We start from the raw sequence: 12,914 nt of genomic DNA on the forward strand, positions 1-12,914 counted from the left end.
GGAGAGACCCAGTTAAGTGAGACAAGGAAAAAGCACCCCCTGAAACGTATTAGTAAACTAAACGATTTTGGAGGTGTTTTTCTTATGGGGAAAATAGTTCATTACCCTGAAGAAATTAACAAAATTTCAATATTGATTGTTGAAGACGATACAGATATAAGTAATATGATTTGTGATTTATTGGAGCAAAATGAATATGGCTCAAAGACTGCTTACTCATTGGGCACCTGAATGAGGTACTCAAACAGCTCACATGACAACTTCACGACCTCAAAACGGCTGAATGAAGTACTCAAAATACCGATTTAACAGTTTCTTTACTGTGTTGTTAAATTAATAGCAACTGCTTTTTATCCAGCTATTCTGCATTTGCGACAGAATCGTTATTTATTCGCATATGATTAGGGAGTGGAAACGCACTACCAATGAACGCTGCGCCAAGCATTGGTAATAATAAATTAATTGGGAAGAACATCAGTAATAATACTATAGCGGCGATTGGTTTCTGTAATGCGTAGCTTAAAATAGCGGTCGTCACAAGCGCTACAGAAGCAGTTGCATCCAACGGTACGACAGTAGCGATGGCATATCCGATACTTATACCAGCAAATATAATCGGAAAAAGATGTCCACCACGCCAGCCTGTAGTTAAACAAAATGCCGTTGTACATAATTTTAAAATGCCCACAATAAGCAGCAGCCAAAATGATATTTCTGTCCACTCATGCACTAATTCTTCTATTTCGTGAGCTCCTGAAAACATTGTATATGGGAATAAAGTTCCTACAATCCCTAAAAGAATACCACCTATAATCCCTAATGTCAGTTTATATTCTTTAAAAGGATGCACCACTTTTTCCAATATATATTCTATTTTGAAATAAAAATAACCTAAACCAGCTCCTATACAAACAAGGGGAAGAAAGGCAATCCACTCATTGAGTGCAAAAGTCCCTTTCTCGAAATTAACAATAAAGGATCCACGATTATCTAACTTACTAAGCCATATAAAAACAAGAAAACCAGCAAAAGTAGTAGCAAGATATAAATTAGTCTTATTTCTTTTAGAAATTTCAGCAATTCGGTCTTTTTCATTTTCATTTGGGGCTAAGTAACCAAATAGCGGAGCATTAAAAATAACGCTTAAAGTAGCACCTATCCCGGCTTCTGTTAGTTCTCGTACTCCTTTTAAAGTAAATGTAAAGCGATCCCCGATCCACGTACAAAGTCCACCTATAATCCCAACGAGTGCTGCTTCCGGTCCTAGGCTTGCGCCAAATATTAAAGCGATCATAGCCGTTAACGTAGATTGATGCACAAAACGGTACTCAATTCTACCTGTCTCCTTAAATTCAGACATTACCTCTGGCATTAAACGCGGGTATGTACCTAAGTACTTCTGTGCCAGTCCGATAAGAATACCACCAATCGTTGTTACACAAATTGTGTAATAAGTTGGTGATGCTAATTCTTCAGGTACATAGTCCCAAATAAACCAAATCCCAACATTTACTAAAGATAAAAATAACCAGGCCGTAGCACCAACTATAGAACCTAGAAACATACCGTACATGATGAATAAATAGTGCCTGCCTCTCATAATAGTCACTCTTTATGCCTCCTTCATATTCTGTTATAAAAAAATTAGGGATTCTGATACGAAAATAATTGGATAAATAATTCAATATATGAATATTATCTTTTAAAGAGAACTATTTATTCGAAAAATATTCCTTAAATCCCACCTTCATTGTTAAACCTTTCTAACTTTACATCTTTTTTTTATATAATACTAGATTCAAATAAACTGAAATTCCAATAAAGGAAAACGTTTTAGGCACTCGTATATATTGTCTAAAACGTCTTAATAAATGTATCTTTGAGGTGTTGTTAATAAATAAACAAACAAGACCATGTAAATGTAATTATACTACTATGAATGTGTAAATAGGAGCATATCAATAATCATATTTATTAGATTTTGGATGCATAACCTCTTCTATCCCTTTTTCTATTACCATTCTAGCGAAAAGGTAGTATACTATGTTTTTTAGATAAGGAATTTGGGTGGGGGATACAAGGTGAGTAAGATAAAAGTAGAAAACATCTCTTCACCAAACTTCATGGAAATATATGAATTTGTGAAAATGCACATTTAGTAATCTTGTGTAAAAAAGACAGTCTATGCCCTCGCTGACGGGGGCTTTGCGCTCTCGTTTAGTCACAGTAGAATCTCCTTTTATCGTTGTTTACGTTAGTCTACTTGACCTTAAAATAATTGTCTAACTTAGTGTAGCCGATTCATGATAAAACGGTGGAAGAAGAGAGTTTCTGCACCCAGGCCGAGTATATAGCTGCCGGTTACAGAAATCAATAAGATAGAAATTGCTAGGTAACTTTGAATGAAGGTTTTTTGAAGGTATCAGAAAAGGAGTTCTTGCTGATTAATTTTTGCTGGATAGTCGCAAATGACTATCCACTTTTTTGTTGATGTTTATGTTTTTTTAAAGCGGTCTTTTCTATTTTTCAGTAACGTCTAATATTCATCGATTTGTGAAAAATGATTACAATTCTTAAGGCTGCTTGTTTCACCATCATTTTATTTTGACATCCACAATGTCATAAAAGTTCAGTCTTATCTCAGCATCTAGTTCATCTTGAATGACCACTTTTTTTGCGTAGCGGAGTTTAGCCTTATTTCTAGTGACTCTTAATAAAATTGTATGCAGATTCGTTCTGGGTATTTTTAGAATAATTTATAGTCAATAACCCTAATGCCTCATAAATAAATGATTTTATAACATATTGGAAACAATACCAACTAGTAAAACAGCTAGGAGGTATATTTATGTTTAGAGCATCTGCGGGTGACTATATGATGGATCTTTTGATAGATTGGGGAGTAGATCATATATATGGAATGCCAGGGGACTCGATAAATACTTTAATTGAGTCCATAAGAAAGGTAAAAGACCAAATAAATTTTATACAGGTTAGGCACGAAGAAGCTGGCGCATTAGCAGCAGCAGCCTATGCAAAATTAACAGGTAAGCTGGGTGTGTGTATGGGGATTGCTGGACCTGGTGCAATCCATTTATTAAATGGACTTTATGATGCAAAACTAGATAAAGCTCCAGTTTTAGCCATTGTAGGACAAGTAGAAACAGATTTAATGGGAACAGATTTCTTTCAGGAAATCGATTTGGCCAACCTGTTTAAGGATGTTGCCGTATACAGTCAAATGGTTATGTCAGCTGAACAACTCCCAGCTGTATTAAATCAGGCAATAAGAACAGCTTATGATAAAAAAGGCGTCTCCGTTCTTATCATTCCTGATGATATACCAAAGTTTGAAGTTGAGAGACATGCTCGACAAACAAGTTCTTTTTATGTTCAGCCAAATATACTTCCTCAAGAAAAAGATGTAAAGAAAGCAATTGAAATCTTAAATGAAGCAAAACGACCTGTTATTTTAGCAGGAAAAGGAGCTAGAGGTGCAAGTCAATCTCTCCTTACATTTGCTGAAAAAATGAAAGCGCCAATTGTTCTTAGTCTACCCGGTAAAGGTGTTATTCCAGATGAACATCCTTTTTGTTTAGGAGGACTTGGGTTAATTGGTACCAAACCAGCAACTTTGGCAATGGAAGAAGCTGATACGTTAATTATGATTGGCACATCTTTCCCATTTACAGGATATCTACCTAAAAATGCAAAAACCATACAGTTAGACAATGACCCATCTCAGATCGGAAAACGTTATGCCGTTGATGTTGGACTTGCAGGTGATTCTTATCAAACTTTACATAATCTCATTACCTTGGTTGAAAATCATAATGATGGTTCATTTCTTAATGAATGTCAGGCAAATTTAAATGAGTGGCGGCAAAAATTACATGAGCAGGAACAAGACGATTCTATACCAATTAAACCTCAGCGTGTCATTCGTGCCCTGCAGAAAGTTGCGGATGATGATGCCATTCTTTCAGTCGATGTAGGGAATGTTACTGTATGGATGGCTCGCCATTTCAACATGTTAAATCAAAGGTTTGTCATCTCAAGCTGGCTAGCAACATTAGGGTGCGGCTTACCTGGAGCAATTGCTGGAAAGATCGCTTATCCGGATAAACAGGTATTTGCAATTTGTGGGGATGGCGGTTTCCAAATGATGATGAATGACTTTGTCACCGCTGTAAAATATGATCTTCCACTAGTAGTAATTGTTCTTAATAATCATAAAATTGCAATGATTAAATTCGAACAGGAAGTTATGGGCAATGCTGAATTTGGTACCGATTTACATAACCCAGATTTTGCCCGATATGCTGATATTTGCGGAGGAATAGGATATCATGTAGAACACCCAGAGGAATTACTACCTGTATTGAAAAAAGCGATATCTGCAAATAAACCATGTATTGTTGATGTTATTGTGGATGCAAGTGAAGCACCATTACCTGCAAAAGTAACATTTGGACAGGCCAAAGGTTATGCCCGTCACATGCTAAAAGAATTGTTTCAGGAAGGAACAATCCATAAGCCACCACTCTAAAACCAAAAAAGAGAGAAACATACAAAAGAGCTCCTTCCTTTTTGATTTCCATAAGATAAAAATATAAGTAGTCCATCTTCTCTATGTAGATGGCCACTGTAACAAAACGGGGTAAAACCAAATTTCAACAGGGAAAAGATAAAACCTTGTCAAAAGGCTGTTGGAAAGAAGTATTTAACGGCCGCATAAAAAGGATATAAGCATATAACCTATCCATATATACAATAGTCTAAAACTGAGTAGCAATTGAATTAGTCATTTACTAAGAGTGAAAAGAAGCTATATGGAAAGTTTCCATTTAGCTTCTAATTTACTTATTTATGTTGCTTTTATTTTTGATTTGTTTTGCATATAGGGGTAGTGACAGGTGTGACAGGGTGAAACAAAAAAGGAGCATTCTTTACTCCTGTTTCCCCCATGTATGCTACTTTGCGGTCTATGACACGAACCCTGTCACTACCCCTAAGATAAGCTAACAATGTTAAATATGTTGTTTTTAACTTTATTGTATACAACAACATATATATCATCATATGTGTTGTTGTATTTGTATGTTTTTAGTACCGCGGTTGGCCTAAGCCCATCGTCTCTTTTAGGGGACGATGGGCTTTTTTGTATACTTGCACCAAAGATTAGGAGGCTAAATGTATGAGTAACAAACAAGGAAGTTTAATACGAACCATGACATCACTCCATATTATGATGATGGCGCTGGGAGGAGCTATAGGTGCAGGGTTATTTAAAGGAAGCAGCACAGCCATCGATATGGCAGGCCCGGCAGTAATTATTGCGTATCTGGTTGGAGGAATCATATTGCTTTTAGTTTGTTTTGCATTTTAAAATTCATAGTAGGGCTTCCTCCTTAAGACTTTGAGTCAGATTGGACTATATACTCGTATCTTACTGAGGGGCTCTACTTTTTTCAAACCTGATATTTAACGATCTACAGGAATGCTAACGAAGCACTTTAGTAAAAGAAGATGATAAGTTTTAGTACCAACTAATAATACCAGGTGTTAAAATGAGGTAGATATATTTTAATAAAATATAATATTGGTAATGGGGGCTTTAATGTTGTTTGATACTCAAAAAATTAAAGATATTATTAAACATCGCTATCCATTTCTTTTAGTGGATAGAATTCTAGAATTAGATGAGGGAAAAAGAGCAGTTGGTACTAAAAATGTGACAGCTAATGAAGCTTTTTTAAATGGGCATTTTCCTGATTATCCAGTTATGCCAGGTGTGTTAATTGTAGAAGCTTTAGCTCAAGTAAGTGCAGTTGTAATGCTTACGAAAGAAGGAAATCAAGGGCGATTGGGGCTTTTAGCAGGAATAGATAAATGTCGTTTTAAACAGCTAGTAAGACCAGGAGATCAACTCCGTCTTGAAGTTGAAATCACTCGTTTAAAAGGTCCTATCGGGAAAGGAAAAGGTATCGCCACTGTTGATGGAGAATTAGTTTGCGAGACAGAACTAATATTTGCATTTGGTGATTAACCTACCGATTGAATCCAAAATAGTTAACTTTGGTTTTTCAACAAACGTGGACGTTTTTTGAAAAGAGTACATATTTTATATGCATTTTTCTAAGTCTTTTTTTAAAAGCCAAAAATCCCTGTTTATCGAACCAAAACAGGGATTTTTCTACTTACAATAATGATCGCTAGTTTCTTTAAGCACTACACTACGTTTAAAAAATAATAAAGTTGTTTAAAAAACGCCAGTCATGCAATTCAACGATCGGGCCATATTCTGGAGTAGAAAAGCAATTAGGTGGTTCATCTCGAAATGTATGTTATTCCATTGATATGAACGAAACTGTCAACCCACCACACACAAATGTTTTTAAATGGTGTTTGATTCAGCAATGAATAGAGTTATTCCTTGTTCAACTTACAAACCAAATATCCTTTCGGATTTAGCTTGTCAAGGGCGCACTTTCCCTTGATAAGCTAAATCCGAAATGGGTACAATCCTAAAAGTTGAATAAGGAAAACCTTAAAAACTTGGCACGAAGGCAAAAACGTTGACGGTGGTATACAAACTGATATGCGTGGGTTGGGTACCACATTTCACTACATCCGTCACGGAGCTGCCTCTGACTAAAGGCGCACGTTCGGTTCTTAGAACCTAGTGCATAATGGAACATGAGGGTTCTCCTTCCCGGGAGTTTGCCTTCGAGCCAAATCTTCAATTTTCAATCACAAAGATATTATTCGATAAAAAATTTATAACATAGTTTAATTTTTAATCTACTTAAGCAACATTCAAATCAATTACTTGCTTATCCTCAATGGCACAACCGATAGCCCAAATAAATCCAAGTAATTCTCTGGCAACAGCAACAACAGCTACTTTTCCGCCTTTTCCTTTAGCAGAGATGCGATGATATTTCATATGAAGACGGTGTTGAGCCTTCCAAGCAATACGTTTTGCCTCTGGATCTTGACCTTCTTGACGTTTAAGCAATTCTCCTTTAAGAGATGGCCGATGGCGATAAGACCAACAAACTTCTACTATTGAACGACGAATTTGGGAGTTTCCGGTTTTAGTAATTGAACCTTGCCAACGACTAGATCCACTCGAGTATTCTTTAGGGACGAGACCAGCATATGACATCAGTTGTCTTGGATTTGAAAAGCGAGAGAATTGTCCAATTTCAGCTACTAATGTAACAGCAGTTACTTCTGCGACTCCTCTTAATGTTTGGAGCGCTTGAATGACGGGAGCATGTTCACTTTGAATGGCTTCTTCATGTATTTGAGCTTCTAGTCGTTTCATACGCTCCTCAACTTCATAAATGGCATGGAGATATTCTTGAAAAACAATACGCTGAGAAGCTCTTTCAAATGTTAATCGTTTTAACCATTCACGATGTTTTACGGACCAATTTCGAACTCCTTGCGGAGGACGTATTTCATGGCGAAGTAAGAGGTGAACAAGTCTCTGGCGAGAACTTTGTAAATCCTCTCGAGCATCATGACGAGCACGGATTAAATCTCTCAATGCTTCATGATCTTCATCTGGAACCCATACAGAAGTAAGCTCTCCAGCACGAAGTAGCTGAGCTAATCTAGTAGAATCCCTTTTATCTGTTTTGACGCGATCGCCCGAACGCTTTGGGATAAGAGAGGGTGCAACAACCATACATTCAATGTCCATAGATAGAAGTAATCGATAAATTCCATACCCAGTAGGTCCTGCTTCATAACAAACAAGTAGATTTTCATGATTTCCTAACTTTTTCATTAGTTTGCGAATATCTTCTGGTTTATTTTGAATAGTTCCATGAAATCTAGGTTCACCACGGCCAGGGTCAGCAATCGCAACAGCAATAGTATCTTTAGATACGTCTAAACCAACAAATTTTTGAACATCCTTCATAATAACGGCTCCTTTTCGTGTGTAGCTCTACACTCGGTTTTTTATTTTGGTAGTAACATTATGACCAAGTGCAACCTACGTTAAGCGATGGGAGCCGTTTCGTTCATTATGACTAAAGTGCAGTTTAACGGAGTAAGCGGATTCAGAAGTTATTCCACATAAAGGCCATATTCTTGAATAAAAAAAGGAATTATTAGGAGGTAAATTTGAAATTAAAAAGGATGTTACTTAGTTCAGTTAATGGATGATGTTCAGTTGAACATTGATATGCATTTGACCCTTCATTAGAAGGGGTGTGGGCCACGAAAAAAATAATTTCGTCTAGAACGAGGTGTGGAAACCTTTCCACTATAAGTTTTAAAAAGATTTGCTATGTATGGAAATCTTTTTTTACTATATTGTAGTATTACTTAAACATTTCATTTTCTAAAATAATCACGTTTTCATTGAAAGGAGTTTTACCAACGTGTTTCGTGTTTTCAACTAACCGAAAAACATTATCACAGCATTGTTTGGCACCTTTTACTAATAACGGTACACCTATAAAATCAATTTTCAATCCTCTAGAGAAAAATCCCCCAAATGACATAACAATTGGAACAGTTGGTGATGTATTTGAGAAAACTATTTTTTCATTAATATGAAATTTATTTTGTAGTAGTAAAGTCAATTCTTTTAATGCTGGAACAACAAGCTTGTCTCTTTTCCGTCCAATTGTATACACAGAGTTGCCATCTTCATCGTTCCCGTGAAAAATAAGTTTTCCAAAATCCTCTTTCGTTAGTTGGTTGAAATATTTTACATTTAATATTTCTTCCGAAGTCAGTGTTCTTTCTGATTGAGGTAATTGTTTTAAATGATATGCGGCAGCCAAAGCCGTGGTATGTGTACCACCATAATCATTATAAATATAAATCATAGGAAATCATCCTTTATTATTTTATCTATTTTTATTATGAGTATTATTCCTTTAACGATTCGGTTTTCGTAAACTAATTTTGAAAGAGTTTAAAGACTTTGGAGTCCTAATATATCCCCTTTATGTCCCTATGGTGGGCTGACAGAGAAATTCCAAAATTCAGTGTTTTTTAGTGTTTTTACGATACATTATAGGACGGCTTTCCTCGTTACTTAAAGAAAAAAAGTAAATAATACATAGCGAGAAACGAATTTGGATAGTTAGTTTGCAAACCCTTTTGTACGGAACCTTATTTACAGGTTGGAAAAAATGTAAATAAATCCCTTTGTAGCTATAGGTAGTTGATAAGAAGGTCGTAAAATAACCTAATATATTATCTCGGTAGTTCTTGATGAACATCTATTTCACTTGTAGCAGACACCTCACTGTGTTCAAAAGTTGGGAAGGCAAAGCAGCTATTCAATTTCTAAAGTTAGAATCCTTGCCACATGAACTTGTAGAGTATACGGATGAAGAGCTCTTACTTTACCTAAGACAAGTGGTAAAACGCAGTATAGGCTTGAAGAAGATACGAGCACTTAAAGAAGCAGCCAATCGTTCGATTGGTATTCGACAAGGGTCAAATATGGCGAAATTAGAGATGAGAGCTTTACTAGAGAAGTATGAATTTATTCAATTAAAATTTGATCTATTTGCCTGTATATAACTTTTATAATCTATAAATCAATAAATCAATAAATAAATAAAAAACAAAAAGATGGTAATATTGGCATCTCGGGAAGATAAAAAAGAACTCATTATCGAAAATGCTGTAGGTGTCCGTTTATTGCGTCCTTATTTCATACTTAAAGATCGCACCTTATATGGAAAAAGGTGTTTTTCCTTTATTGGGATACTTCTGACGAACTAGAACAAGACAAGAACTCCAATAATTAATGACCATAAAAAGGACATTTTTCCTCCTCCTTTTAATTTTTAAAAGCATAATCGTATAAGTCTTCAAGCATTTCTTAATATATTGCTTTTATGAAGCTTATTTATTCTGCCGTTACTGTATATTTCCCTCCGTATTAAAAATTATCCGACATAGAAAGGCGAATAAAAGATGCAAATAAAAGAATTATTTTTAGAATAACAAGGTACTTTTTTGTTAGTAGCCAACACGAGCTAAACCCCACATATTGATTACAAATAGTTATTATAGTGATTAAAATACAGCGTTTTTTTTCGATGTTTGCCTTAGCTTGATGGGCATGTGGTAGGACCCCTGTAAGATCAGAAACAGCAATTATTGAAATAAAATTAATTTCGTTTATTCCCCGTGAAAACTAGGGCAGTATCCATAGCGATTATAAAGTTCTTTTTTTATGAATATTCCCGGAAATTCAGCAGATAGTACTAGGGTATATACTTTAAAGGAGTGACTAACATGAAATACACATTTTTAACAAGCGCCTTGATTGCTCTATTCCTAACCGGCTGCGGGGTAAGTGATAATAATGATAATGGAAAAAATGTAGGAATGAATACTCGAAGCGATAAAAATAATGCCATGGACAATACCTTGAATGTAAATGACAGAAACGGGGACAACAATTACAATACCAGGCAATTAAGCAATGGTGACGATGATAATAAAATGCGCGTGGCTGATGAAGTAGCAAATCGGCTAGAGGACATGGAGGATGTAGACGGTGCCTCTGTCATTATTACAGATAATAACGCATATGTCGCCGTGAATCTGACAAATGACAAGAACCTGACAAATGACTTAGAAAAGAGAATTGTTGATCATGTAAAAAAACATGATGAAGGTGTAGACAACGTTTATGTCTCTGCGAATCCTGACTTTGTTAAAAGTATGAATGAATATGCCAACGATATTCAAAATGGAAAGCCGATTGGCGGACTATTTGATGAGTTTGGTGATATGGTACAAAGAATGTTCCCGGATGCCAAATAAAAGAGCTTAAAATCTCTGTTTATAATCGACTTGAGCTCATATTGCATAGGTTCACTATCGGATCAATATCGATACAAATTGATAAAACTGGGTCTCTCCACTACATATTACAGAAAGAATAGCGTTTTTTTTGTTTTTGGGGTAATGATTTACCCTAGCTTGATGGGCATGTGGCGGTACCCCTATAATACGAAAGGGCGCGTTTCCATAGGACGTGTCCTTTTAATTTGATCCATTTTATGGAATACTGCTTATTTAGCTATAGGGTATATTGTGTAATATAGTATTAAACAATTCTATTTAGGAAAATATTAAAAGATAAGAATTAATTAAAAGCCTAATATTGACTGGATTATTAATGTTAAATACGGAAGGAATAAAAAATGTTGGAAAAAGGTAAAATATCACCTCGTCAATTTTCAATACTGGTAACTTTCTTTACGGTAGGTGGGAGCATCTTATTTGTCCCAACTTTGACTTTCTATGCAAAACAAGATGCATGGATTGCATATCTACTTGGGGCAGGAATTGGACTATTGTTTGTATTATTAAATAATACCCTTGGCAGTATTTTTCCTAATATGACCATAGCGGAATATAGCGAAGTTATCTTAGGGAAATGGCTTGGGAAAATCGTTTCTTTACTGTATTTTATTTATTTTTTCATTATCTGTGTTCATTTTCTTAGACAGATGGGGAATTTTCTAACAACCCACATTTTGAATGAAACTCCGATTGTAACAATCCATATTATCTTTTTCATTGTTGTTATCATGGGTGTCCGTCTTGGACTTGAAACTTTAGCACGGGGATCTGAAATTTTTCTTCCTTGGATTACATTGCTTTTTTTTGTTTTCATTGTTTCTCTTGTTCCTCAGATGAAGTTTAATCATTTACAGCCTTTATTAGAAAATAAATTATTATACACTGTTTACTTATCGATCGATTCTCCTTACACGCAACTAGTAACATTCTTAATGATATTCCCTTATGTTAACCAAATAAAAAAAGCTGAAAAATCCTTTTACTTTGGAACACTGAGTGGGTTCATTATTTTATTTTTAATATTAATAGTATCTATATTAGTTCTTGGAGCCGATCATTCAGCAAGGCAAATTTACCCAAGCTATTCTCTAGCAAAAAAAATCAATGTAGGGAATTTTATACAACGAATTGAAGCAGTGATAATGATCATTTGGTTAGTAACGTTATATTACAAGGTAACTATTATCTTTTATGCAGCAACTTTATGTCTTGGGCAAATATTAAAATTAAAGGATCATCGCCCTCTGACTTTTCCTCTAGGAATGGTTATTGTTGTCTATTCAATTGTATCTTATCCGAATATAATTTCTTATAGTGAGTTTGCTAATACTACATTGGGACCTTTAACTATTACTTTTGGACTGATTCTGCCACTGTTATTATTAGTAATTGGTAAATATCGATTTAGTTGGAAACACCAATAATGTTTAGAGACAAAATAAACAAATGTTAAACAGCGATTTAAATTGAGGACACAATAAGTTTGCTCACTACTGTTATGGAAAAATGATTGTATGTAATAAAGATAGTAAATAAATCAATATTCCGCAATATCTGCCAGTACAAGTTGTGATTTTTCCCAGAAAAGGGTGGGTTAGTTAAAGAAGAATTAAGTAATTTTAGGATTCCAGGTCATATTTTAGTTATTCCATTATAGGGGTCCAGGTATCTTTCCGAGAAAAACATACGCTAAGGTTTTGTTCAGAAAACCAGGTTTTACTTGGAAGGTGCTGAACCCATAAATTGTAATGATAATTTAGGGGTATTAGAGCAAGTCTTAGGTTCCAAAGGGTTTTACAGAACTCATCAGTCTTACCTTGTGCCATTAAGCAAGATTGAGGAAATTCTACCTGATAACTACATGAAATCATATAACTTAAAACTGAAAAATTGTCCTGCAAAAATTGAGGTTAGCAGGACCAAGTATAAGGAACTGAAGAAAGAATTACAGAAAATACTCTACAATTAAAAGGGTTTGTCCAATAATTTAATTTATTGGACAAACCCCATCGCCATCAAGTTAAGAAATGCATTCTTCCCCAAAACGAAAA

Annotated in this window: 10 protein-coding genes and 1 pseudogene; 8 read left to right on the forward strand and 3 right to left on the reverse strand. The window is 35.1% G+C overall.

The genetic code is table 11. The features are described 5' to 3' along the window. The first annotated feature begins 84 nt into the window (after positions 1–84). Entirely contained in the window at positions 85–231 is a 147-nt protein-coding gene (locus tag LIT25_26140; protein USK36626.1) for a hypothetical protein, read from the forward strand. Positions 232–358: 127 nt separating this feature from the next. On the opposite strand, the gene LIT25_26145 is transcribed toward LIT25_26140, so the two are convergent. Continuing rightward, positions 359–1,600, reverse strand: a complete 1,242-nt coding sequence (locus LIT25_26145) for a chloride channel protein (protein ID USK36767.1) — start codon at positions 1,598–1,600, stop codon at positions 359–361. Between the two features lie 1,248 nt (positions 1,601–2,848). Between LIT25_26145 and LIT25_26150 the strand changes: the two genes are divergently transcribed. The 3 genes and pseudogenes from LIT25_26150 (at position 2,849) to fabZ (ending at position 6,049) form a co-directional block, all read left to right on the forward strand. Beyond that, on the forward strand, positions 2,849–4,549 hold the full coding sequence (locus LIT25_26150; GenBank protein USK36627.1) for a pyruvate oxidase: 1,701 nt from the start codon (positions 2,849–2,851) through the stop codon (positions 4,547–4,549). A gap of 648 nt (positions 4,550–5,197) precedes the next feature. After that, positions 5,198–5,368, forward strand: a pseudogene (locus LIT25_26155) (amino acid permease). 255 nt (positions 5,369–5,623) lie between these two features. Further along, positions 5,624–6,049: a 3-hydroxyacyl-ACP dehydratase FabZ gene (gene fabZ / locus LIT25_26160; protein ID USK36768.1), complete on the forward strand. Its 426-nt coding sequence runs from the start codon at positions 5,624–5,626 to the stop codon at positions 6,047–6,049. A 759-nt stretch (positions 6,050–6,808) separates the two neighbouring features. Here fabZ and LIT25_26165 read toward each other — a convergent pair. Together LIT25_26165 and LIT25_26170 are read right to left on the reverse strand one after the other, a co-directional pair. Continuing rightward, positions 6,809–7,936 (reverse strand): IS110 family transposase, encoded by a 1,128-nt coding sequence (locus LIT25_26165; protein USK36628.1) that lies wholly within the window; start codon positions 7,934–7,936, stop codon positions 6,809–6,811. A gap of 406 nt (positions 7,937–8,342) precedes the next feature. Then, on the reverse strand, positions 8,343–8,855 hold the full coding sequence (locus LIT25_26170; GenBank protein ID USK36629.1) for a DUF3189 family protein: 513 nt from the start codon (positions 8,853–8,855) through the stop codon (positions 8,343–8,345). 427 nt (positions 8,856–9,282) lie between these two features. On the opposite strand from LIT25_26170, the gene LIT25_26175 reads away from it, so the two are divergent. The 4 genes from LIT25_26175 to LIT25_26190 all read left to right on the forward strand — a co-directional run bounded on the left by LIT25_26175 (position 9,283) and on the right by LIT25_26190 (position 12,832). Continuing rightward, positions 9,283–9,561: a hypothetical protein gene (locus LIT25_26175; GenBank protein USK36630.1), complete on the forward strand. Its 279-nt coding sequence runs from the start codon at positions 9,283–9,285 to the stop codon at positions 9,559–9,561. A 723-nt stretch (positions 9,562–10,284) separates the two neighbouring features. Next, positions 10,285–10,818, forward strand: coding sequence for a YhcN/YlaJ family sporulation lipoprotein (locus LIT25_26180; GenBank protein USK36631.1), 534 nt, complete (start codon positions 10,285–10,287; stop codon positions 10,816–10,818). A 383-nt stretch (positions 10,819–11,201) separates the two neighbouring features. Beyond that, the gene (locus LIT25_26185; protein USK36632.1) at positions 11,202–12,287 is read left to right on the forward strand and encodes an endospore germination permease; all 1,086 of its coding nucleotides are present in this window, start codon (positions 11,202–11,204) and stop codon (positions 12,285–12,287) included. A gap of 296 nt (positions 12,288–12,583) precedes the next feature. Beyond that, positions 12,584–12,832: a LytTR family transcriptional regulator DNA-binding domain-containing protein gene (locus LIT25_26190; protein USK36633.1), complete on the forward strand. Its 249-nt coding sequence runs from the start codon at positions 12,584–12,586 to the stop codon at positions 12,830–12,832. Positions 12,833–12,914 lie beyond the last annotated feature (82 nt).

This window comes from Bacillus sp. F19, from assembly GCA_023823795.1.
GTDB lineage: Bacteria > Bacillota > Bacilli > Bacillales > Bacillaceae > Bacillus_P.

Coding starts and splice junctions, on each gene's coding strand:
- LIT25_26140 (USK36626.1), top strand. CDS start 85: ATGGGGAAAATAGTTCATTACCCTGAAGAAATTAACAAAATTTCAATA.
- LIT25_26145 (USK36767.1), bottom strand. CDS start 1,600: ATGAGAGGCAGGCACTATTTATTCATCATGTACGGTATGTTTCTAGGT.
- LIT25_26150 (USK36627.1), top strand. CDS start 2,849: ATGTTTAGAGCATCTGCGGGTGACTATATGATGGATCTTTTGATAGAT.
- LIT25_26165 (USK36628.1), bottom strand. CDS start 7,936: ATGAAGGATGTTCAAAAATTTGTTGGTTTAGACGTATCTAAAGATACT.
- LIT25_26170 (USK36629.1), bottom strand. CDS start 8,855: ATGATTTATATTTATAATGATTATGGTGGTACACATACCACGGCTTTG.
- LIT25_26180 (USK36631.1), top strand. CDS start 10,285: ATGAAATACACATTTTTAACAAGCGCCTTGATTGCTCTATTCCTAACC.
- LIT25_26185 (USK36632.1), top strand. CDS start 11,202: ATGTTGGAAAAAGGTAAAATATCACCTCGTCAATTTTCAATACTGGTA.